Raw genomic sequence first — 23,261 nt, forward strand, 5'->3', positions numbered from 1 at the left:
GTCTTTGCACTCTTAAGGACGTTCAGCCCGGCCCTCCTGAGCCTTGCCAAACTCGTTGAGCCCCAATACAGGCCCGGACCCAACTCACGTCAATTCAACGATCCTGGTCATAACTACTTTTTAGCCAGTGACCCGGCCAAAAATGCGGTATTTACTGCTCGGAAAGCAGGAGCATTCCCGATCACACCGCCAGCACCCGAACCTTGTCGCATGCTGTAAAAATTCACATATCCCAGACACGCCAACGCGGGAGCAAGCTCCCGCGCGGCGACATCCTACCAGTCACCGCTTGATAGCGGTCAACCGGGCAACCAACTTACTTCTGCTCTTTGACTTCTTCGAACTCGGCATCGACAACATCGTCGTGCTTGGCTTCAGGCTCTGCTTGTGCAGCGCCTTCTGCCGGCTGGCCTTGCTCGGCGTACATTTTCTGAGCAACCGGAGCGGAGACTTTCGACAGCTCCTCAACCTTGGCTTCGATGGCAGCCTTGTCGTCGCCTTTAATGGCGGTTTCCAGGGCAACCACAGCGGCTTCGATCGCGGTCTTCTCTTCGGCGGTCACTTTGTCGCCTGCTTCGGAGACCATTTTACGCGTCGAGTGAACCAGGGCATCGCCTTGGTTACGCGCACCGGCCAGCTCAGCAAACTTGGCATCCGCATCAGCGTTGGCTTCAGCATCACGAATCATCTGTTGAATTTCTTCATCAGACAGACCGGAGTTGGCCTTGATGGTGATCTTCTGCTCTTTGCCGGTCGCCTTGTCTTTGGCACCTACGTGCAGGATACCGTTGGCATCGATGTCGAAGGTCACTTCAATTTGCGGCACGCCACGTGGTGCTGGTGGAATCTCGGCCAGGTCGAACTTGCCCAGAGACTTGTTCTGAGCGGCTTGCTTACGCTCACCTTGCAGCACGTGAATGGTCACAGCGCCCTGGTTGTCGTCGGCCGTCGAGAACACTTGCGATTTCTTGGTAGGAATCGTGGTGTTTTTCTCGATCAGCGCGGTCATCACGCCACCCATGGTTTCGATACCCAGGGTCAGCGGGCTGACGTCAAGCAGCAGCACGTCTTTCACGTCGCCGGCCAGTACCGCACCCTGGATCGCAGCACCCATGGCAACCGCTTCGTCCGGGTTCACGTCTTTACGCGCTTCTTTACCGAAGAACTCGGTGACCAGCTTCTGAACCAGTGGCATACGGGTCTGACCGCCAACCAGGATCACGTCGTTGATCGAGCCAACGTCGATACCGGAGTCTTTCAGCGCGATGCGGCAAGGCTCGATGGTGCGTTGAACCAGGTCTTCAACCAGCGCTTCCAGCTTCGAACGGGAGATCTTCACGTTCAAGTGCTTAGGACCAGTGGCGTCTGCAGTGATGTACGGCAGGTTCACGTCGGTCGACTGAGCCGAAGACAGCTCGATCTTGGCTTTTTCAGCGGCTTCTTTCAGGCGCTGCATCGCCAGCGGGTCACCCTTAAGGTTCATGCCGCTTTCTTTCTTGAATTCGTCAACGAGGTAGTCGATCAGACGAATGTCAAAGTCTTCACCACCCAGGAAGGTGTCGCCGTTGGTGGCCAACACTTCGAACTGGTGCTCGCCGTCAACTTCAGCGATCTCGATGACGGAGACGTCGAAAGTACCACCGCCCAGGTCATAAACGATCACGGTGTGGTCGCCCTTGGCCTTGTCCATACCGTAGGCCAGAGCGGCTGCGGTGGGTTCGTTGATGATACGTTTTACATCCAGGCCCGCGATGCGGCCGGCGTCTTTGGTCGCCTGACGCTGGCTGTCGTTGAAGTAGGCCGGAACGGTGATCACCGCTTCAGTCACGGCTTCACCGAGGTAGTCTTCGGCGGTTTTCTTCATCTTTTTCAAGATTTCAGCCGAGATTTGCGGCGGCGACATTTTCTGGCCGTTTACTTCAACCCAGGCGTCACCGTTGTCAGCCTTGGCGATTTTGTAAGGGACCATCTTGATGTCTTTCTGTACGACTTCTTCGTCGAACTTACGACCGATCAGACGCTTAACCGCGTACAGGGTGTTGTGCGGGTTGGTCACAGCCTGACGCTTGGCCGATTGGCCGACGAGGATTTCACCGTCGTTGGCGTAAGCAATGATCGACGGCGTGGTACGCGCGCCTTCGGCGTTTTCGATAACTTTAGCAACGCCGTTTTCCAGCACGGAGACGCAGGAGTTGGTAGTCCCCAGGTCGATACCGATAATTTTGCCCATGATTTACTCTCCCGAAACTTTAATTTGGTTGCCGCAGCAGTGGTGGCTAACTGCGGTAGCACTTAAACGCTTGACTTATAGATGGGGCCGTTACGACTGATTTCAAGCCTGCTCATCAATAGAAGGTGCAACGGGTGCAGGAGCCTTGCTCACCACCACCATCGCCGGGCGCAACAAACGACCGTTGAGCTGATAACCCTTCTGGAACACTTTCAATACGCTGTTGGGCTCCAGGTCATGGCTTTCCTGCATGGCCATGGCTTGGTGATGCTCAGCATTGAACGGCTCACCGCCTTGTGGATCGATGGCTTCCAACTGATAACGCTTCAGGGTGTCCTGGAACATTTTCAGGGTCAGCTCGATCCCTTCGCGCATCGGACGGATGTTTTCGTCGTCCGGGTTGGACAACTCAAGGCCACGCTCCAGGCTGTCGATAATCGGCAGCAGGTCATTGGCGAATTTTTCCAGCGCGAATTTGTGAGCCTTTTCGACATCCTGCTCGGCACGGCGGCGGACGTTCTGCAGATCGGCGGCAACACGCAAAGATTGATCCTGCGCAGCGGCCAATTGCTCTTCGAGCACTTGCACACGAGTCGCCAGTTCATCACCGGCAGCCGAATTGGCGTCTGGAGTTTGCGTATCCTGCGTCTGTTCGTCAGCCATAGATTTCTCCTTTCAAAATCATGCGCGAACTCAACTCGCGCTTCTGTTCCGGTATATGGGGCCACAATTTCCAGGTTCAAGGGCGCAGGCGTTACCAAAAGTCTTTCAGTTGCTCTGGATCAATTCCGGCAGCGTCATTGCGCTTTGCGCTAAAAAACACGTCCATTCAAGCAAATTGAGCTAAGCATCAGGATTGTCAGCCCCAAACAAAACACTGTATAAATAACCAGACCTAAAGCCTGGGAGCGGCCGTCATGCTGGTGCACCTGTCCGTACATAACTACGCCATCGTTGAACACCTGGACCTCGAACTGGATCGCGGGATGAGCGTAATCACAGGCGAAACCGGCGCCGGCAAATCGATCATGCTCGACGCCCTGGGCCTGACCCTGGGCGACCGCGCCGACAGTGGCGTGGTACGCCCAGGCGCAGACAAGGCCGATATCCTCGCCACTTTCGACCTCGCCGATATTCCCGAAGCCGAGGCCTGGCTGGCCGAGCGCGACCTTAATAATGAAGGCCCGTGCATCCTGCGCCGCGTCATCACGGCGGAAGGTCGTTCACGCGGCTACATCAATGGCACACCCTGCCCGCTCGGCGATTTAAAGGCACTGGGCGAGTTGCTGATCGATATCCACAGCCAGCACGAACACCAGTCCCTGCTCAAAACCGACACCCATCGTCGCCTGCTCGACGAATACGCCGGCGCCACCGACCTGGCCCGCCAGGTGCAACTTGCCGCCCAGCGCTGGAGGCAAACCCGCCAGGAGCTGGAGCGACTCTCCAACTCCGGCGACGAACAACGTGCTCGCCATCAACTGCTCAGCTATCAGCTTGAAGAGCTGGAAAGCCTGGGCCTTGGCGAAACCGAGCTGGAGCAACTGGAGCAGGAACACAAGAACCTGACCAACGCCGAAACCCTGCTGGGTATCTGCCGGCAAGTGGTGGAACAATGCAGCGAAAGTGATTCGGGCAATGTACTCAATGCACTCACCGCCAGCCTCAATCGCCTATCAAGCGTGAACAGCGGGTCGGGCTCCTTGAGCGAGGCCACAACCTTGCTCACCAGTGCGCAGATCCAGGTAGAAGAAGCCGTTGGCGAACTCAATCGCTTCCTCGATCACTTCGACGCCGACCCGGCGCGCCTGCAGGAAATCGAAGAGCGCCTGGACACTATCTATACCCTGGCGCGCAAACACCGTATCCAGCCGACCGAAGTGGCGACGATGCAGCAGAAGCTGCTGGATGAAATCGAAACCCTCAACGCCAACGACGAGTCGATTGAACGGCTGGGCGATGAACTCGCCTCCTTCGCCCGCCACTACCAGGAAAAGGCCCGCGAACTCAGCGACCTGCGCCAGCAAGCCGCTACCAGCCTGGCCAACGCCGTGGAGCAGGAAATTCAGCGCCTGGGCATGCCCGGCGGGCGCTTCACCATTGAGCTGCACGCCAACACCAGCAACGAGTTGCAACCCCATGGCCTGGAACAGGTGGAGCTGCTGGTCAGCGCCAACCCTGGCCAGCCGCTTAAGGCACTGGCGAAAGTGGCCTCCGGTGGTGAGCTGTCGCGGATCAGCCTGGCGATTCAGGTGATTACCGCCCAGACCTCACGGGTACCCACGCTGGTATTCGACGAAGTGGACGTGGGTATTGGTGGGCCAACTGCGGAGATTGTCGGCCAACTGCTGCGCCGCCTTGGCGAACGTGGCCAGGTGCTCACCGTGACTCACTTGCCGCAAGTGGCCGCCCAAGGGCATCAGCATTTATTTGTACACAAAGTGCGCGGCAGCGATGCGACGCATACGGCCGTGTCCAAACTGAATAAATCGGAGCGGGTAGAAGAAGTGGCGCGGATGTTGGGCGGCATCGACCTGACGAAAGAATCCCTGGCCCACGCCAAGAAAATGGTGGTGGCTGCCAAGGCCTGAATCGAGCTTTTTTCGCTCTATTTTCTCTCCTATAGAAAGCACGAAGGCGACCCTGGGGTCGCCTTCTATCGTTTCACAGAGCAAATCTGTGTCGATTTTTACTTTTTCTTACGGATGTACAGGACCAGATTATGGTCCACCAAATCGAATCCATGCTGCTCAGCGATCTGGTGCTGGAGCTTCTCGATTTCCGGGCTGGTGAACTCGATAACCTCATTGGTATCCAGGTCAACCATGTGATCGTGATGACCACCGTCAGCCAATTCGAACACTGCATGACCGCCGTCGAAATTATGACGAACCACCAGCCCTGCGGCTTCAAACTGGGTCAGCACACGGTAAACCGTGGCCAGGCCAACGTCCTCGTTAGACTCCATCAGCGCCTTGTAAACATCCTCGGCACTCATGTGGCGCTGCTCAGCAGAATCGAGCATTTGTAGAATCTTGACTCGTGGCAGAGTCACTTTAAGACCGGCTTTGCGTAGTTCGCTATTTTCAACCATGGTTAGCTTTCTCGCGGATGCTGCTTCGCAGCTTCTCTTAATACGGGTATGATCGGCGTTTACGTTGTCCCAGCCAAGATAGTGGAAGTCGCCCACCGATGCAAAACACCAAGCTCTTGCTAACCAGTTTCACCCTTGTGGGACTGCTCGCACTCGCCGGTTGTTCATTCCCCGGGGTTTACAAAATCGACATCCAGCAGGGCAATGTCGTCACGCAGGACATGATAGACCAGTTACGCCCGGGAATGACCCGACGGCAAGTACGGTTTATTATGGGTAACCCCCTGCTGACCGACACTTTTCATGCCGATCGCTGGGATTATCTCTACAGCATCCAGCCAGGTGGCGGTGAGCGCCAGCAGGAGCGCGTCAGTGTCATCTTCAATGGCAATGACCAGCTTGTGAGCCTGTCCGGTGACTTCATGCCCGGCGTAAGCCGTGATGAAGCCTTGCTCGGCAAGGACACCGGCACCAATGTGACTGCGCCAGCGCAGGAAGCAGAGAAGCCGAAGTCCGAAGTGCCGGCCAAGCCTGGCTCCTTGCTGGATCAGATCCAGAAGGACGTCGACGGCGTGCAGACCGTTCCTGTCCCGACGCCACAGCCTCTGGACACCAGCCCGCAGTAATTGTGCGGCGCTCGATAAAAAGCCCGGCATGCCGGGCTTTTTATTGCCTGCCGATTGGCAGCCTTATGGGTTCTGCTGCCGCGCCAAGGCCGCCTTGGCCGCACGCAGCCTGCGCACTTCCTTGGGGTCTGCCAGCAAGGGCCGGTAAATCTCGATTCGATCACCTGGCTGCGCCACACGCACGTGCGCATCAGCGATCACTTTGCCGAATATGCCCAGCGGGCAATCCGCCAATACCAACCCTGGAAACTGCTCAGCAATCCCCGACGCCAGCACCGCGGCCTTCAGGCTAGTACCCGCAGGCACCGTCACCGTCAGCAAGACCTGGCGATCCTCGGCGGCGTACACCACTTCAATCTCAACCATGCAGTTGTTTGGCCCGCTGGCAGAATGCATCCACCAGGGTATTAGCCGCCTGGTTGAACAAAGGCCCCAAGGTCGCCCGCACAATCGGGCCGGCGTAATCAAAAGACAGGTCCAGGCTGATCTTGCAGGCCTTGTCGGTCAGCGCCTTGAATACCCATACCCCATGCAACTGGGTGAACGGCCCTTCCTGCAGGTTCATCTCAATGGATTTGCCCGGCACCAACACATTGCGCGTTACAAAATGCTGGCTAAGCCCACCCTTGGCCACCCCGACACTGGCGACCATATGCTCATCGCTGCTTTCCAGCACGTCGGCGGTTGAGCACCAAGGCAGGAACTCCGGGTAACGCGCTACGTCATTGACCAGGTCATAGAGCGCCTGCGCCGGATAAGGCAATAAAGCCGAACGTTGAATATGCGTCGTCATGTGAGCGTTACTTCCACTGCTTGAGGCAAACATCGCGAAAGAACAGCCCAATCCGCGAGAGAAAAAAACCAGAGAACTGCCGGTATTGTCCGGGATTCGTCCAACACGCTCAAGCACGCAGGTTGACCGTAGCCGACACGCTCGCAACTCCCTATAATGCCGCCCCTATGGCTAAACAAAAGAAACACCCCACAGGGACCATCGCGCAAAATAAAAAGGCGCGACACGATTACTTTATCGAACATCGGTTCGAGGCTGGTCTGGTCCTGGCCGGCTGGGAAGTAAAAAGTCTGCGCGCCAGCAAGCTGCAACTGGTCGACAGCTACGTATTGCTCAAAGATGGCGAGGCATGGCTGCTGGGCAGTCATATCACCCCGCTGACCACCGCGAGCACCCACGTGATTGCCGACCCGGTGCGCACGCGCAAGCTGTTGCTCAACGCCCGCGAACTGGAAAAGCTCGCGGCCGCCGTACAGCAGAAAGGCTATGCCTGCATCTGCCTGTCCTGGTACTGGAGCAAACACCTGGTCAAGTGCGAGATCGCGCTGGGCAAGGGCAAGAAGGAATACGACAAGCGCGATACCGAGCGTGAGCGTGACTCCAACCGTGAGTTGCATCGCGCCGTGCGCAACAAGGGCAAGGAAGAGTAATCCTTGTAACGGTGTAGCCCCGCGCGGGCTACATCCCTTTACGTCGCTCCGCCCGAGCCACGCGCTGGACCTCCTGACGCACCTCCTCCAACACTTCCTGCACATACAGCAGGTGACGCGTTGAGACTTCCCGCGCCTGCTCGGCGCGCCCTTCGATAATCGCCAAATACAAATCCCGATGCTGGCTGATCAACATGTCACGGGTTTCTGTGCGTTGCTGGTACATGCCACCGATATTGGTCACCACGTTGCGCTTGAGCAAATCGAACAGGCCACGAATGGTGTGCAGCAACACGGCGTTATGGCTGGCTTCAGCGATGGCCAGGTGAAAACGTGCATCCGCCGCGCCCTCTTCCAGCCGGCTGACCTCATCAGCGCGGGTGTAGCAATCCTGTAGCGCCTCAAACGCTGCAGTCAGCCGCTCGCGGTCGACCTCAGTGGCACGCAATGCGGCGTAGTAAGCGCAGGACGCTTCCAGGGTCTGACGAAACTCCAGCAAATCCCGCTGAGCCTCTGGGTTATTTTCCAGCAGGTGCAGCAACGGATCACTGAAGGTCGAACCCAGTGAGTCCGCCACATAGTTACCGCCGCCCTGACGACTGACCAACAACCCCTTGGCCGCGAGCTTCTGGATCGCCTCCCGCAACGAAGGGCGCGACACGCCAAACTGTTCAGCCAAAGCGCGCTCGGCTGGCAAGCGCTCGCCCGACTTGAGCGTGCCCTCGAGGATCATGCCCTCAAGCTGCTCGACAATATCGTCAGACAAACGGCGCTGACGCACCTGATCAAACCCCATAACTCACTCTCCACAAACCCGACCACTCGCCAGGCCCTCTATTCTCGCCTATCGCCGCGCTTGCGGCACCTATCAGAACGCCTTCGATTCACCCAACCAGAACACCCCACCCACACCGCTACGACCAAAGTTTCGTGAGCGGCAAATTGACACACCCCTGCCGAGGCTTTTACTCTAGCCGACAGCGACTGTAAATTGGTATTACCAATTATCCAAGCTGACCAAACAACAACAATCAGGGGCCACCCCATTATGCAAACCTGGCAACAGCTCTACAGCCCACTCGGCAGCCTCGGCCTGTCCGCACTGGCCGCCGTTATCCCGATCGTATTTTTTTTCCTGGCACTGGCGGTGTTCCGCCTCAAAGGCCACGTGGCAGGCAGCATCACCCTGGGGCTGTCGATCCTGGTGGCTATTTTTGCCTTCCAGATGCCGGTAGACATGGCCTTGGCCGCCGCCGGTTACGGGTTTGCCTACGGCTTGTGGCCCATTGCCTGGATCATCGTCGCCGCCGTATTCCTCTACAAACTGACGGTCAAGAGCGGGCAGTTTGAAATCATCCGCAGCTCGGTCCTGTCGATTACCGATGACCAGCGCTTGCAAGTGCTGTTGATTGGCTTCTGCTTCGGCGCCTTCCTCGAAGGTGCGGCCGGTTTCGGTGCACCCGTGGCAATTACTGCCGCGCTGCTGGTAGGCCTGGGTTTCAACCCGCTGTACGCCGCCGGCCTGTGCCTGATCGCCAACACCGCGCCCGTAGCATTCGGTGCGCTGGGTATTCCGATCATCGTCGCCGGGCAAGTCACCGGTATCGACTCGTTCAAGATCGGCGCCATGGCCGGCCGCCAGTTGCCGCTGCTGTCGTTGTTCGTGCCGTTCTGGCTGGTGTTCATGATGGACGGCCTGCGCGGTGTTCGCGAAACCTGGCCAGCCGCACTGGTAGCGGGCCTGAGTTTTGCCGTCACCCAATACTTCACCTCCAACTTCATCGGCCCGGAGCTGCCGGACATCACCTCGGCCCTGGCCAGCCTGGTGGCGCTGACCCTGTTCCTGAAAGTCTGGCAGCCCAAACGCAGCGCCGGCGCACAAATTGCCGGTGCCACTTCCGCCGCAGCGGTCACCGCCAGCGCAGGCGGCTTCGGCCAGCCACGCCAAACCATCGCCTCGCCTTATAGCCTGGGGCAGATTTTCAAAGCCTGGTCGCCCTTCTTGATCCTCACCGTACTGGTCACTATCTGGACGCTCAAGCCGTTCAAGGCGATGTTCGCCGCCGGCGGCGCGATGTACAGCTGGGTGTTCAACTTCGCGATCCCGCACCTGGATCAACTGGTGATCAAGGTCGCTCCGATCGTCACCAACCCCACAGCGATTCCTGCCGTGTTCAAGCTGGACCCGATTTCAGCCACCGGTACCGCAATTTTCTTCTCGGCACTGATTTCGATGCTGGTGCTGAAAATCAACCTAAAGACTGGTCTTACCACTTTAAAAGAGACCTTCTACGAACTGCGCTGGCCGATCCTGTCGATTGGCATGGTGTTGGCGTTCGCTTTCGTTACCAACTACTCCGGCATGTCCTCGACCATGGCCCTGGTATTGGCCGGCACCGGCGCGGCGTTCCCGTTCTTCTCGCCGTTCCTCGGCTGGCTGGGGGTTTTCCTGACCGGCTCCGATACCTCGTCCAACGCCCTGTTCAGCTCGCTGCAAGCCACCACGGCGCATCAGATCGGCGTTAACGACACCTTGCTGGTCGCAGCGAACACCAGCGGCGGCGTGACCGGCAAGATGATCTCGCCACAGTCGATCGCCGTGGCCTGCGCCGCCACCGGCCTGGTGGGCAAAGAGTCCGACCTGTTCCGCTTTACCCTCAAGCACAGCCTGTTTTTTGCCACCATCGTCGGGCTGATCACGCTGGCGCAGGCCTACTGGTTCACCGGTATGCTGGTGCACTAAAAGCCTGCACGTAAGTAGGGTAAGAATCGACGCCGGACAACGGTTCCGGCGTCAGCTATTTCTGGAGGACCGATGAGCCTGCCTGCTGCTTTCCTGAGCGACGTCGCACAACTGATCCCGAAAGATCGTCGCTTCGACGACCCTCTTTCCACCCTCGCCTTCGGCACTGACGCCAGCTTTTACCGACTGATCCCACAGCTGGTGGTTCGCGTGGAGTCGGAAGACGAAGTCGTGGCGCTGCTGCATCTGGCCCAGCGCGACCGCATCCCCGTGACCTTCCGCGCAGCCGGCACCAGCTTGTCCGGCCAGGCCATCAGCGACTCGGTGCTGATCGTGCTGGGTGACAATTGGAACGGCCGCGAAATTCGTGGCCAAGGCACACAGATTCGCCTGCAACCCGGCGTGATCGGCGCCCAGGCCAATGCGTGGCTGGCGCCGTTCGGGCGCAAGATCGGCCCGGACCCGGCCTCGATCAACGCCTGCAAGATCGGCGGCATCGTCGCCAACAATGCCAGCGGCATGTGCTGCGGCACCGCGCAAAACACCTATCACACCCTGGCCGGCATCCGCCTGGTGCTGGCTGATGGCAGCCGCCTGGATACCGAGGACGCGGCCAGTGTCAGTGCCTTTCGCCAACAGCATGGCGAACTGCTGGAGCGCCTGGCCACGCTGGGCCGGGAGACGCGGGCAAACGTCGAACTGGCTGCAAAAATCCGCCACAAATACCGTCTGAAAAACACCACCGGCCTGTCACTCAACGCCTTGGTGGATTTCGATGAACCCCTGGATATCCTCAGCCATTTGCTGGTGGGCTCCGAAGGCACCCTCGGTTTTATCAGCGCAGTCACCTACGACACCGTGATCGACCACCCGAACAAGGCCTCAGCGCTGATTGTGTTCCCGGATGTGGAAACCTGCTGCAATGCCGTAACGGTGCTCAAAACCCAACCTGTCTCCGCCGTTGAACTGCTGGACCGGCGCAGCATGCGCTCGGTGCAGGACAAACCGGGCATGCCGGCTTTCGTACAACAGTTATCGGAAAACGCCTGCGCGCTATTGATCGAATCGCGGGCCGCGTCGCCATCACTGCTGCAGGAACAACTGGCGCTGATCATGGCCTCCCTGGCCGCTTTCCCGGTGGAAGAACAGGTCGACTTCACCCAGGACCCGCTGGAAAACGCCCGCCTGTGGGCCATCCGCAAAGACACCTTCCCAGCCGTCGGCGCCGTGCGTAAAACCGGCACCACGGTGATCATCGAAGACGTGACCTTCCCGGTCGAGCAACTGGCTATCGGTGTAAACCGCTTGATCGAGCTGTTCGACAAACATCACTACGACGAAGCCATCCTTTTCGGACACGCCCTGGAAGGCAATCTGCACTTTGTGTTCACCCAAGGCTTCAACAGCGCGGAAGAAGTCGCACGCTACCAGGCGTTCATGGACGACGTCGCACAGCTTGTGGCGGTGGAATTCGGCGGTTCGCTGAAAGCCGAACACGGCACCGGCCGCAATATGGCGCCCTTCGTCGAGCTGGAATGGGGCAGCGATGCCTACCAGTTGATGTGGCAGCTCAAACGCCTGCTCGACCCCAACGGCATTCTTAACCCTGACGTGGTGCTGAGCGAAGACCCGCAAATCCACCTCAAGCACCTTAAGCCACTGCCCGCCGCCGACGAGCTTGTGGATAAGTGCATCGAGTGTGGTTTTTGTGAACCAGTGTGCCCTTCCAAAGGCCTGACACTCAGCCCGCGCCAGCGCATCGTGATCTGGCGCGATATCCAGGCGAAGAGACGCGCAGGCGTCGACACCACCGAACTGGAAGCCGCCTACCACTACCAAGGCATCGACACCTGCGCCGCCACCGGCTTGTGCGCGCAACGCTGCCCGGTGGGAATCAATACCGGCGACCTGGTGAAAAAACTGCGCACCCGCGATGCCGACCGTACGAAAACCGCCGACTGGCTGGCCAGCCATTTCGCCACGGCCATGCAAGGTGCGCGCTTTACCCTGCATGTGGCCAATGGCGCGCGCATGCTGCTGGGCGCGCCCCGCCTGGCGAAGCTCTCGGCCAAAATCACGCAGCTGTCCAAAGGGCAGATTCCGCAGTGGACCAACGCCATGCCGCAGCCGGAAAAAGCCATCCGCTTCAGCCCGGCAGTGAATGACGAGCGCCCGCGCGTGGTTTACCTGGCCGCCTGCGTCTCACGCGCCATGGGCCCATCAGCCGACGATAAAGAGCAAATGTCGCTGTACGACAAAACCCGCGGCCTGCTGGAAAAAGCCGGTTACCAAGTCGTGTTCCCCGACAACCAGGACAGCCTGTGCTGCGGCCAGCCATTCGCCTCCAAAGGCTACGCCGAACAAGCCGAACACAAGCGCCAGGAACTGATCGGCGCCCTGCTCCACGCCAGCCGTGGCGGCCTCGACCCGATCTACTGCGACACCAGCCCCTGCACCCTGCGGCTGGTGCAAGACCTCGGCGAAACCCGCCTGGACCTCTACGACCCGGTGCGCTTTATCCGCACCCACCTGATGGACCGCCTCGACTTCACCCCACAGCAAGCCCCGATCGCCGTGCACGTCACCTGCAGCACCCAGCACCTGGGCGAAAGCCAGGCCTTGATCGACCTTGCGCGGCGCTGCGCCACCACCGTGGTGATCCCGGAAGGCATTCACTGCTGTGGCTTCGCCGGCGACAAAGGCTTCACCACCCCGGAACTCAACGCCCACTCACTGCGCTCGCTCAAGGACGCGGTGCAACATTGCAGCGAAGGCATTTCCACCAGCCGCACCTGCGAGATCGGCCTGAGCCAGCATGGCGGCATTGATTACCACGGCCTGGTGTACCTCGTGGACCGCGTCACGCAGGCCCGCGCCCATGAAACCTGCAAATAAAACAGAACCCCTGCGTGCCGGCGCAGTCATTTGAATAGGCCTCGGCGAACGAGGCTCACCCGTGACCTCGCTGGCTGCCCCGCCTCGGCGCAGCATCGAGCCTTATTTGCTCAAGGAGATACCCCATGAAGCGTACTGCTCTTGCTGGCGTGTTCATCACCGCCGCGATGTTGGCCTCGCCTGTTTTTGCTGCCGGCGAGCCGGACCTGTGCAAAATCAACCTGGATAAAATCAACAACGGCCAAGCCCTGCTCGCCACCGACACCAGTGGCAAAAAAGGCGAAATCGACACCGCCGTGTCCCAGGCCAGAGCCGCGCACGCCGCTGGCGATGACAAGAAGTGCATCGAGATCACCTCCAAGGCCCTGCAAGATCTGCAGAACGGCGACAAAGGCGGCCAATAAGCGGCTCACTCGCTGAGGGCCAACCTTCGGGTTGGCCTTCCGTGACGGTTTGGCGTACACTGCACAGGCTTGTCACTCACTAAGAAACAACGAGTTACAAGCACGGGGCCGTTTAGGATTCGACGCCGGTCGCGAAACTTTAGGTGCATGCCGAGTTGGTAACAGAACTCGTAAATCCACTGTTGCAACTTCTTATAGTTGCCAATGACGAAAACTACGGCCAGGAATTCGCTCTCGCTGCGTAAGCAGCCTTAGCCCTGAGCTTCTGGTACCTTCGGGTCCAGCAATCACCAGGGGATGTCTGTAAACCCAAAGTGATTGTCATATAGAACAGAATCGCCGTGCAGTACGTTGTGGACGAAGCGGCTAAAACTTACACAACTCGCCCAAAGCACCCTGCCCTTCGGGTCGCTGAGGGTTAACTTAATAGAAACGGCTACGCATGTAGTACCGACAGCGGAGTACTGGCGGACGGGGGTTCAAATCCCCCCGGCTCCACCATTTGATCAACTAAAGACGTCCACGGACGTCTTTTTTTGTGCCTGAAATCCAGTAAATACGGGCGTTTCAGGGCTATTGCGGGCTTTCGAGGTTTTTTGAGTTCCGGGCGATTTGGTATTCCCAATGGTATTCCCGGCTACCCGGCGCTAATCTTGGGAATACCAAAAGGTGTCATGGAGTACTTCTCATGTGCGCTCAAACCACCCCGCCTCTCCGACCGCCAGCTCAAGGCGGTCAAACCGAAAGACAAGGATTACGTCCTCACCGATGGCGACGGGCTCCAGCTGAGAGTCAGGGTCAATCGCTCGATGCAGTGGAATTTCAACTACCGGCATCCCGTCACCAAAAATCGAATCAACATGGCCCTCGGCTCTTATCCCGAGGTTTCTCTTGCGCAAGCGAGGAAGAAAACCGTTGAGGCCAGAGAGCTGCTTGCACAGGGCGTCGACCCAAACGCTCAGCGCAATGAGCTACAGGAAGCCAAACGAGCGGAAACGGAACACACCTTCGAGAACGTGGCCACCGCCTGGTTCGAGCTGAAGAAGGATTCCGTCACGCCGGCGTATGCCGAAGACATTTGGCGCTCCCTCACACTGCATGTTTTTCCGAGCATGAAATCAACGCCTCTCTCGGAAGTCAGCGCCCCAATGGTCATCAAGCTCCTTCGTCCGATTGAGGCCAAAGGCAGCCTCGAGACAGTTAAGCGAGTGAGCCAGCGCCTTAACGAGATCATGACCTACGGGGTCAATTCCGGAATGATCTTTGCCAACCCTCTCAGCGGCATTCGAGCGGTGTTCAAGAAACCTAAGAAAGAGAACATGGCAGCGCTACCACCAGATGAGCTTCCGGAGCTCATGATGGAAATCGCGAACGCCAGCATCAAGCGGACGACCCGCTGCCTGATCGAATGGCAACTTCATACCATGACACGCCCTGCCGAGGCGGCCACCACTCGATGGGCAGACATCGACTTCGACAAACGCATCTGGACCATCCCTCCGGAGCGAATGAAAAAGCGTCGTCCGCATACAATTCCGCTGACCGAACATGCACTCTCGTTATTGGAGACGCTCAAGCACCATAGCGGCCACAGGGAATATGTGTTCCCGTCAGATAGAAACCCGCGCACCCACGCGAATAGCCAAACAGCCAACATGGCGTTGAAACGGATGGGCTTTCAGGACCGCTTGGTCAGCCACGGCATGCGCTCCATGGCCAGCACAATCCTGAACGAGCATGGATGGGATCCGGAACTGATCGAAGTCGCGCTGGCGCATGTTGACAAGGACGAAGTTCGGAGCGCCTACAACCAAGCCATCATCGAACGCCGGCGTCCGATGATGGCTTGGTGGAGTGAACATCTCCAGAAGGCGGCCACCGGCAGCCTTTCGGCAACCGCGATCAATTACACCAGAGACTTCAACGTCGTACCGATACGCTGAGCATCCTAGAGCTGGTGGCACCGGCGAAAAACCGTGTAACCGTATGGTGCAGTATGGGGACAGGATTCACGACTATCGCAAAACCTCCCGCACGCCTGTGCTCCTTAGTCAAAGTCCCTGAGTATGGGAAGGCTCTGCATTCCCATACTCAGGGACTCACGCTTGAATGATCTATCAGCCAACAACGACTGCGATTTTCGCACGTGATCACCCCACCGCTGAAATAGCTTGTCGTTCACCATCAAGGGAGCCGCCGAGACGAGCTTTCCAGCGCCAACTGGCGTATTTAACCTCCGATAGTCTTATTTGGATCATATAAGGCTCTTCTATGGGAACGGGGAGCGGCTGTTAGCATCGTGAAACTTTTTTCATATTCATCTAGAAAACTACCTCCCCGCTCCACCAACGCTTTTCTGGCTTTTTTTCTTTCAGCTTTTTTCTCCTAGAAAAACAGAAGCTTAAGAAAATATCGGCGTTCGAAATTAGAACTTCATCCAACTATATTGAATAGCTCCCTATCATTTTTTCGAGGCCATTTATTCCAAAAAGGTCTTTTGTCGAAAAAACTGGGGCGTGCTTTATTGCTAACAGATGTAACGAGTTGTTTCGAATTTATTGCCGCTTTTCGGTACCGACAAGGGCTTTCTGTCGGCGAACAGGTGAGTTCCGTTCGTTCTGACGCAGTGGGTTAAGCCTGGGACATTGATGATTTTGCTTGTGTCTGTTTGGCGCAATGCAAACAAGGGATTTGTACAATTATCGAGGCTTGAACCCATGAATCATGTGATCAACTCCATACTGGAAAACACGTCAACTCGCCCCTCAATCGGCCATACCAACCCCGCGTTACTGCATGACGTTCTATGGCGAGCATTGGAGCACGCACTCAAGGCAAACATGGATGATGCTTCGCAAACCCCGCACACTCGCGCCTGCCTGAGGATCTACGCCGAAATCGATACGTTGTCGTATCTGGACAAGGCTGATTCGAAACTGGCGGCGGCTCTGGGCAAGGCGTTTTTCGAATCCCGCTCCAGCAAAGACGTCGAGGCTTTCTGGAAGCTGTTGCTGATCAAGCAACTGCTGTTCGAATTGTCGGTTAGGAGTGTGGCGACCCAGATCGCTTCGCAAGCCAGCCTGCCCCGTCAGTTGCTCACGCTCGACTCGCAGTTGATTGCAGCGCCGTCGGGGGTAAATATCAGCCTGGGGCTGCTGTGCAAAGAGACCGACCAGCTCAAGCATTCCGTCGTGCTGGTCTTGCAGAAACTGGCGCAGCACGTCGAAGACCGTGGCATGAAAAAACCCCAGGCCACTGCGCAGCTCCTGCTGGAGTTGTACAACGCCGTGTGGTCGGGCAGTAATGGCACCGATATCGAGTCGCAGATTTTTTACGCCGACAGTGTGTATGACGCGTTACCCGACGTGCATCACGCCCTGGGCCTGGCGCCGCAGGAAAAATGGCTGACCTTGTTTACCTGGTTATACGGCGACAAAGATGGCCGCCCCTATGACACCAACCAGCACACCGAAACCCTGGTCGTGGCGCTGGAAACCGCGCTGCGCAATCGCTACATCACTGATATCGACAGCCTGATCAAGGACGGCGGCGCACGGCATCGCCTGGAAGAGATTCGCGCACGCCTGGACAAGGATCATCCCGAGCATTTCGAGCAGCCCGCCGAGCTGATCGAAGCGCTGGGTAGCATACGTTTTACTCAGCCGGCCGCCATTGACCGCTTGCTGCTGCGGGTGCATGCGTTTGGCTTTCACTACCTGGATATCGAGTTTCGTGAAAACGCTGAGATGTTCAGCAGCGTGATCGATGAGATTCTTTCCAGTCAGTGGCTGGAAACCATCGGCCTGGGCCAGAGCCGGCACTATCATGAGCTGGATGAGCGTGCGCGCCTGGCCGCGCTTGAGGTCGCGCTGGAAGGCGACGAGTCCCAGGCTCCCGCTGCCCTGTGGCAAGACTATCTGCAACGCACCGCGTTGATTTACACCAAGAAAGCCGAGCAATACGCCGGCCAGGATTACATCGCGCTGATGGAGCAGGACCCGAGCTACATCCGCATGCACGATGCGCGCAATGCGCTCGAGCGGTTTGAAATGATCGATCGGTATCGCGACCGCATGAAAATCCACGGGATCGCCGAATACACCTCGGCCCTCAGCACGCTGGAGGTGCTGTTCCTGATGAAGGCGGCTCAGGTGCGGGACGGAATCGACATCGCCCTGCAACCCGAAGACCTTGCGGGTGCCGAGCGCACGCTGGCGACGGTGCATGAGGTGTACGAAAACCCGTGGTACCGCCAGCACCTGGCAACGCGAGGCAACCGCCAATACATCACGTTTGGCCCAAGCGACACCGGCAAACAAGGCGGCAAGGCCATGCACAAACTGAACATGGCTATTGCCAACCAGCACAAGCGGATCGCGGCCCGCTACGGTGTCGAGGTGGTTGTCCACGTAATCATGGGCGGGGAACACGCACGGTGTAACGGAGTGATCGCCGAGACCTTGCAGGAGTTCGGTGCGCTGGAGGGTCCGGAAACCCGCTTCATGCTGGCCGGGTGCGCGGAGATGCGCGCTAATCTGCTTACCCGCAACCAGTCCGTCAACTTCCTCAGCCAGTTGTACCGCATGCACGCCGAGCCCCAGCCGCAACCGTCCGAGGAGGTCGTTACGGGCAGGATTCAACGCTGGGCTGAGGTGGTGCGCCGCTACCAGGCGACATTCTTCGAGCATCCAGCCCTGCCTTCCCTGCTGCGGGACCTGGCGCGATTCGATGTGGTCAGGGCCACCGCCAAGGGCACCAGGCCGCCTTCTCGCATCTTTAACATCAAGGTTTTCGAGTCCCGGCCAGATGCCATTCGTGCGATTCCCTGGACCCGTGCGCTGTTGGCCGGTGGGTTACACAGCGAACTGATCGGCGTCGGGCAGTTTTCGCGAGAGCCGGCAGCGCAATTGTCGACGGCGTTTAACGAGGATGAGAGTTTTCATACCTACGTCAAAGGTATGGCCTATGCCATCGCGCGAACCGACCTGAAATGCGCCTGGCTGACCTTGACCGGCAGCATCCCGGAGAAGACCAACATCCTGGCGCTGGCTGAAGCCTTGAAGACTGAAGCAGTCGGAACGGCAGAACAGCTGCTGGCCAGCCTGCACCTAGAAGTGATTGAAGGTAAGCGCTTCGTGTACAGAGCCATTACCGGCACCGAGTGGGTGGATCCATGGAAAATCAAGGAAAGCAGCTTGCTCAACCCGTGGCCTAGCCTCAAGGCAGAGGTCTACCGCAAAGAAAAGAACCTGAGAATCTATCGGTTGTTTCTTATCTACGCCAAAAGCAATCCCGAGTTCATCCAGTCTTCGTCGCTGAATGATTTCTACAGCGGGTTCCTCGCGGCCGCCAGTACCGATGCAGGTCTGGTCGATCCCACCAGCGCCCAACATTTCACTTGGTGATCAGTCCCGATACCCAGGGCAACCTGGGTATCGGCAGGCGCTACCCTCCAAGAGGATCAACTGTATGGCGTTTACTACCCTGATACTCGACGCCCCCGGGCCACCGTTGCTGTTTGAAGAAGTCGATCGCTTCCTTAACCTGGGCCTGGCCGTTACCCTCAATCTGCACTATTTCGCGGACAAGGACCGCATCCGGCAGCATTACACCACGCGCATTCAGTATGCCGAGATTAACTGCCACGACGAGCCTGACTTTATTGCTGCCGTGAATCAGGCCGGGGGTTATAGCGTATTCAAGACACGCCTGAATATCCCCTTCGGCGCTAGCCTGATTCGCGCAGCCACCTCACCCGCGCTGTCTACACCACTGCGCGCCATTGCCCAGGCAGGCACCGGGGTTAACCATATTGATCGACTAGAGTGCGAGCAGTGTGGCGTGGCGATACTCAACACGCCGGGTTCCAACGCGGCCGCTGTTGCCGAATACGTCGTGGCCCAGGTGCTGTTTCTGTCTCGCGATTTGGATTACTACAACGCCGAAACCCACAACGGCCATTGGGCAAAAGGCGCCTTGGCACCTACCTCCGAATACGCCGAACTCACGCTTGGGCTGGTGGGCACCGGCAGCATTGCCCGGCAGGTAGCACGCAAAGCTACGGTGTTGGGCATCAAGGTGATCGCCACCGGGTCGGAGCGTTTCACCGAACCGGTGGCGCGCAGCCTTGAGCTTGAACGACGAGCAAACCTGGCGCAGTTACTGGCCGAGGCGCACATCGTTTCGATCCACGTCCCGCTAACCACGCTGACCCGAGGCTTGTTCGGCACTGCCGAGTTCCGGCAGATGCGCCAAGGTTCAATCCTGATCAATACCGCACGCGGCGGGATCGTTGACGAACAGCAACTGGCAGCCTTCATGCGCCAGTTTCCCAAGCATATCAAGGCGGTCGCCATCGATACCTTTGCCCTGGAAAAGGACCGGTTCGACTCTCCACTGACCGGCATTTCCCGCGCGCAATTGACGCCGCATATTGCCGGCAATACCACCACGGCAATCAGGTCGGCATCGCGCCAGATCGTCGACAAGATCCATGCATTCAGTAACGCCGCCATCGTGCGTTAACCGACCGGACACAAGGAAGGCCATATCATGCAAACCTCTATTTTTACCCGTATCAACGCCCTGAGTTGCACCGACCTCAGCGACGCGATGGACCGCCTGAAAATCGTTTGCCAGTGCACCGACATCATGCCCCTGGATCGCACGTTCAATCTCACAGGCAAAGCATGGACCCTGCGCTACGGCCCTATTGGCCTGGACGGCGGCTCGGTGGGAGATTACATCGACGACCTTGAGGCCGGCCAAGTGGTGGTGATCGACAACCAAGCGCGGCTCGACACTACAGTGTGGGGCGACTTGTTGACCTCTACCGCCGCCCGTAAGCAGTTGGCCGGGACGGTGATTGACGGTATCTGCCGCGATATCGACCGTGCGCTGGAACTCAACTACCCGATCTTTTCCCGAGGTAACTGGATGCGCACCGGCAAGGATCGTGTGCGTGTCGAAGCGATCCAGGCGCCCGTGACGCTGGGCGGCGTGCGGGTACAGCCCGATGATTGGTTGCGCGGCGACGGTGATGGCCTCGTAGTGATTCCAGCCGGTTCACTGATCGAAGTGCTGGCGGTAGCCGAAGAAGTCCACCAGGCCGAAGAGCATATCCGTGCGGCTATCGAGGCGGGAGTGCCTTTGCGCCAGGCGCGGGCCGACTATGGTTACCACGCGCTACAAACCCCACGTAGCTGACGATAGCGTTGACTGATGGCGAGCGTGCCTGATGGTGGCGCCGTCAGTGCTACCCGATATCCATCAGCTATACGCCGGCACTTTGCGAGACATCGGTTAATGGCGACATCTTCTGCAAAGCAAACAGCTTCAAGCACATCACGGCCGCAGAACGTCTGTAACAGGAATTGAAAAAGTCCGTATCGCTCCCCTCAGGCAACGCCGGTTTGCAAAGTTACGGATGGCGATGTGAATGAACTAGAGGAAAGCCGAGTAGATCACCGCGCGAAGCAAGGTTGTCAGATCGATTAAAAGCAGGGAGGGGGTCAATGGAATGCCATTTTGTGAGGTATTCCAATCGGTATTCCAACCAAAATACAAAACGATTATTGATACTATTAATCAATAGCATAAAAGACCGATTCAGATTACCCCAGCCCACCACTTCATCATCAAAAGACGTCCACGGACGTCTTTTTTTGTGCCTGGAATCCAGCAAACACACGGCTTTCAGGGCCATATGCGCCCGCGTAGGGGTTGTTGTCGATTATGCGTTCGGGCGCAGGATGTCGGCATGATGCCTGCTTTTTTTGGCCAATTGCTGACACTCACACGTCCTCACGCATGCCGCACCGAACCACAGGATAGACGACCAATTGCATTGATTCCTTTCTTTAAACCGATGCGCTCCCGCCCCGTCTGCGTGCCGGTATTGCATAGATGAATGCAAAGGAGCCCTATCTGAAGGAGCAAAGGGGGCGGATTTATCAGGGAACGACCATCTGCTTTTCATCAAGACAGCAAGCATGGTCAAAAATCGTCGAAATACTCATCTTCAAGCAGCATGTCTTCAAAAAACGCGCCAAAGGTGTTTTCCTGGTTGCGGATATGAATTTCCAATACCCATAGCTGACTGCTTGGGGTGAACTCAATGTCGGACATTGCGCCGCCGTAGGCCGCAGAGTGAGGGAAATCTGAAAGCCTGTGGCCATTCAGGTCCAGGTTCAGCAGCCAGCCGCGACGTTCAGTGGCATCGACCGCAAACTGATAAAGCGCTTTGCCCGTGGCTCCGGTGTTGAGCCAATGGCTGCGTACTTCATGGAAAATCGCTTTCGAATCAGCCGCGCAGCGCGCCTTTTCCGAGTCGTCGCCTGTTACAAACGTCTGACCGCCGTCGCCCTCCCACTCTTGCCAAGTCGGGCCGATATCGATGAAGAAAATATCGTCCCCACCCAGCACCCTACCGGGCTGCGAAGGCGCGCCAAAGGTTTTGGTCGTATTTGCGCCAAACCTTACAAAAACACCATGCCACCCTTTAAGCATCTCACGCTCGGCCAGCACATCCTTGGCCAGTTCCAGCGCATCCTCTTCGACCATGCCTGGTCCGATTTGACGAGCGATGTCCAAGATTGCGTTCCGGGTCATCTGCCGCACTTTCATCATGGTGCTCACATTGTAGTGTTGGCCGACGGCCTCCAGAGCGTCACGATCAGCTAAGTTCAACATGGGTATTCTCCCGCTTTAAGAGTGAGTCGTGGACTTTCGGTGAGTAAAACCTGCAGACCTTCCAAGTCAGGGCTCAGGGCGATCTGACAGGCAAGGCGGTCGTGGGGGCCTGCACCTGGTAAAGCCCGCAGAAGTCGGGCTTCGGAACGCGTGGCCTGGGGCAGCGCCTCAAACCACGTTTTAGGCAGCCTCAGCCGGCAGGTGCCACATGACTGTTGGCCATTGCAGACGCCCTCGACCAACTGGACGTCGCGCAATGCCCGCATCAGAGTTCCATCGGCGCGGACCTGCACAGGCTCCGAAAATCGGCTGTCTGGACGTGTCACGTTGACTGTAAGTGTGGGGATGTCAGCCGCTTTCGAGGCACCGGCGGCGGCATGCGGCAGCGTATTCGACGCGCTGAATGGGTCGGCGTAGAACTGCGATGCCGGCAGACCGTTGCACTCGCCAAGCAGCTTCGCGGCGGCGCTAACCATTTCCGGTTTGCCGCAGGCAACTACCCAGGCATGGGCCAGAGAAGTGTGCTGCGCTGAAGCTATGTGCTGCACATAACGCTTGTCGCCGGGGATTTCGCGGCTAAGCACCGGAACAAAGTGAAACTGTGAATACCGCTGCTCGAGCGCGGCGAATTCGTCATGCAGATAAAGATCGTCGCGCGATGGAACCCCCCAATACACACGAATATCCTTGCCCTTACCGGCTATCAGGGCATCCGTGACCAATGCTCTGATGGGCGCTATACCCGTGCCGGTCGCCAGCAGGATTGCCTGCCCCGTCTGATCAAATGAACCTGGCCAGACGCACTGACCGAACGGGCCACGCACCTTCAACAGGCCCAACGCCTGGGCTCCTTGCTTAACACGCTGCGAAAACCGCCCCCCCGTGTGCAACTGCACATGCAGTTCCAACCGGCCATCAGCCTGCATGCCAGTGGCGGGAGAATATGCCCGGAGCGTCCCGTCGTTCAGTTCGACAGTGACGTACTGCCCGGCACGGTAGCGAAGTGCGGTCAGACCTGCGGGCTCCAAATGCAACACCGCCACGCGTGCGCCGGCCCGCGTTACAGCGACTGCACGGTATGAATGCACCCCTGGACCCTGTTCAAGCACATGCATGGGGCAACCTTTCATGCAGC

Annotated in this window: 18 protein-coding genes and 1 other RNA gene; 11 read left to right on the top strand and 8 right to left on the bottom strand. The window is 58.0% G+C overall.

The window, feature by feature from the left end:
- Nucleotides 1-316 precede the first annotated feature (316 nt).
- Both dnaK and grpE read right to left on the bottom strand, forming a co-directional pair.
- Nucleotides 317-2,230, bottom strand: coding sequence for a molecular chaperone DnaK (gene dnaK / locus BLV67_RS26030; protein WP_058419959.1), 1,914 nt, complete (start codon nt 2,228-2,230; stop codon nt 317-319).
- Between the two features lie 102 nt (nt 2,231-2,332).
- Nucleotides 2,333-2,893 (bottom strand): nucleotide exchange factor GrpE, encoded by a 561-nt coding sequence (grpE, locus tag BLV67_RS26035; RefSeq protein WP_017139264.1) that lies wholly within the window; start codon nt 2,891-2,893, stop codon nt 2,333-2,335.
- 254 nt (nt 2,894-3,147) lie between these two features.
- Between grpE and recN the strand changes: the two genes are divergently transcribed.
- Complete coding sequence (recN, locus tag BLV67_RS26040) at nt 3,148-4,821, top strand: DNA repair protein RecN (protein ID WP_069786507.1); 1,674 nt, start codon at nt 3,148-3,150, stop codon at nt 4,819-4,821.
- A 98-nt stretch (nt 4,822-4,919) separates the two neighbouring features.
- Here recN and fur read toward each other — a convergent pair whose 3' ends face one another.
- Entirely contained in the window at nt 4,920-5,324 is a 405-nt protein-coding gene (gene fur, locus BLV67_RS26045; protein ID WP_017139266.1) for a ferric iron uptake transcriptional regulator, read from the bottom strand.
- 98 nt (nt 5,325-5,422) lie between these two features.
- Here fur and BLV67_RS26050 point away from each other — a divergent pair, with 98 nt between their 5' ends.
- Nucleotides 5,423-5,950, top strand: coding sequence for an outer membrane protein assembly factor BamE (locus BLV67_RS26050; RefSeq protein ID WP_069786506.1), 528 nt, complete (start codon nt 5,423-5,425; stop codon nt 5,948-5,950).
- Between the two features lie 63 nt (nt 5,951-6,013).
- On the opposite strand, the gene BLV67_RS26055 is transcribed toward BLV67_RS26050, so the two are convergent.
- The gene (locus BLV67_RS26055) at nt 6,014-6,316 is read right to left on the bottom strand and encodes an RnfH family protein (RefSeq protein WP_069786505.1); all 303 of its coding nucleotides are present in this window, start codon (nt 6,314-6,316) and stop codon (nt 6,014-6,016) included.
- Nucleotides 6,309-6,743, bottom strand: coding sequence for a type II toxin-antitoxin system RatA family toxin (locus BLV67_RS26060; protein ID WP_056858270.1), 435 nt, complete (start codon nt 6,741-6,743; stop codon nt 6,309-6,311). Before BLV67_RS26060 ends, BLV67_RS26055 begins: the two co-directional genes overlap by 8 nt.
- Nucleotides 6,744-6,910: 167 nt before the next feature.
- Here BLV67_RS26060 and smpB point away from each other — a divergent pair, with 167 nt between their 5' ends.
- Nucleotides 6,911-7,393 carry an SsrA-binding protein SmpB gene (gene smpB / locus BLV67_RS26065; protein WP_003176160.1) on the top strand — a complete coding sequence of 161 codons (483 nt, stop codon included), beginning with the start codon at nt 6,911-6,913 and terminating at the stop codon, nt 7,391-7,393.
- A gap of 28 nt (nt 7,394-7,421) precedes the next feature.
- Here smpB and BLV67_RS26070 read toward each other — a convergent pair whose 3' ends face one another.
- Complete coding sequence (locus BLV67_RS26070) at nt 7,422-8,189, bottom strand: GntR family transcriptional regulator (protein ID WP_017139269.1); 768 nt, start codon at nt 8,187-8,189, stop codon at nt 7,422-7,424.
- Between the two features lie 252 nt (nt 8,190-8,441).
- Between BLV67_RS26070 and BLV67_RS26075 the strand changes: the two genes are divergently transcribed.
- The 8 genes from BLV67_RS26075 to BLV67_RS26110 all read left to right on the top strand — a co-directional run bounded on the left by BLV67_RS26075 (nt 8,442) and on the right by BLV67_RS26110 (nt 20,641).
- A complete protein-coding gene (locus BLV67_RS26075; protein WP_069786504.1) occupies nt 8,442-10,136 on the top strand; it encodes a lactate permease LctP family transporter in 1,695 nt (564 codons plus the stop codon).
- 72 nt (nt 10,137-10,208) lie between these two features.
- Nucleotides 10,209-13,031, top strand: a complete 2,823-nt coding sequence (locus BLV67_RS26080; RefSeq protein WP_069786503.1) for an FAD-binding and (Fe-S)-binding domain-containing protein — start codon at nt 10,209-10,211, stop codon at nt 13,029-13,031.
- 125 nt (nt 13,032-13,156) lie between these two features.
- Nucleotides 13,157-13,435 (top strand): hypothetical protein, encoded by a 279-nt coding sequence (locus tag BLV67_RS26085; RefSeq protein WP_065911172.1) that lies wholly within the window; start codon nt 13,157-13,159, stop codon nt 13,433-13,435.
- Nucleotides 13,436-13,539: 104 nt separating this feature from the next.
- Nucleotides 13,540-13,936, top strand: a transfer-messenger RNA (tmRNA) gene (gene ssrA, locus BLV67_RS26090).
- Between the two features lie 173 nt (nt 13,937-14,109).
- Nucleotides 14,110-15,378, top strand: a complete 1,269-nt coding sequence (locus tag BLV67_RS26095; protein WP_069786502.1) for an integrase domain-containing protein — start codon at nt 14,110-14,112, stop codon at nt 15,376-15,378.
- A gap of 897 nt (nt 15,379-16,275) precedes the next feature.
- Nucleotides 16,276-18,840, top strand: coding sequence for a phosphoenolpyruvate carboxylase (locus BLV67_RS26100; RefSeq protein ID WP_244160773.1), 2,565 nt, complete (start codon nt 16,276-16,278; stop codon nt 18,838-18,840).
- A 64-nt stretch (nt 18,841-18,904) separates the two neighbouring features.
- On the top strand, nt 18,905-19,960 hold the full coding sequence (locus BLV67_RS26105; RefSeq protein WP_065911170.1) for an NAD(P)-dependent oxidoreductase: 1,056 nt from the start codon (nt 18,905-18,907) through the stop codon (nt 19,958-19,960).
- Nucleotides 19,961-19,987: 27 nt separating this feature from the next.
- Nucleotides 19,988-20,641: an RraA family protein gene (locus tag BLV67_RS26110; RefSeq protein WP_068931357.1), complete on the top strand. Its 654-nt coding sequence runs from the start codon at nt 19,988-19,990 to the stop codon at nt 20,639-20,641.
- Between the two features lie 789 nt (nt 20,642-21,430).
- Here the strand turns inward: BLV67_RS26110 and BLV67_RS26115 are convergent.
- Nucleotides 21,431-22,126, bottom strand: a complete 696-nt coding sequence (locus BLV67_RS26115; protein ID WP_065911168.1) for a M24 family metallopeptidase — start codon at nt 22,124-22,126, stop codon at nt 21,431-21,433.
- Nucleotides 22,120-23,256, bottom strand: a complete 1,137-nt coding sequence (locus tag BLV67_RS26120; RefSeq protein ID WP_083269331.1) for an FAD-binding oxidoreductase — start codon at nt 23,254-23,256, stop codon at nt 22,120-22,122. The genes BLV67_RS26115 and BLV67_RS26120 overlap by 7 nt, the downstream gene beginning before the upstream one ends.
- Between the last annotated feature and the right edge of the window lie 5 nt (nt 23,257-23,261).

This window comes from Pseudomonas salomonii (assembly GCF_900107155.1).
Classification (GTDB): Bacteria; Pseudomonadota; Gammaproteobacteria; order Pseudomonadales; family Pseudomonadaceae; genus Aquipseudomonas; species Aquipseudomonas salomonii.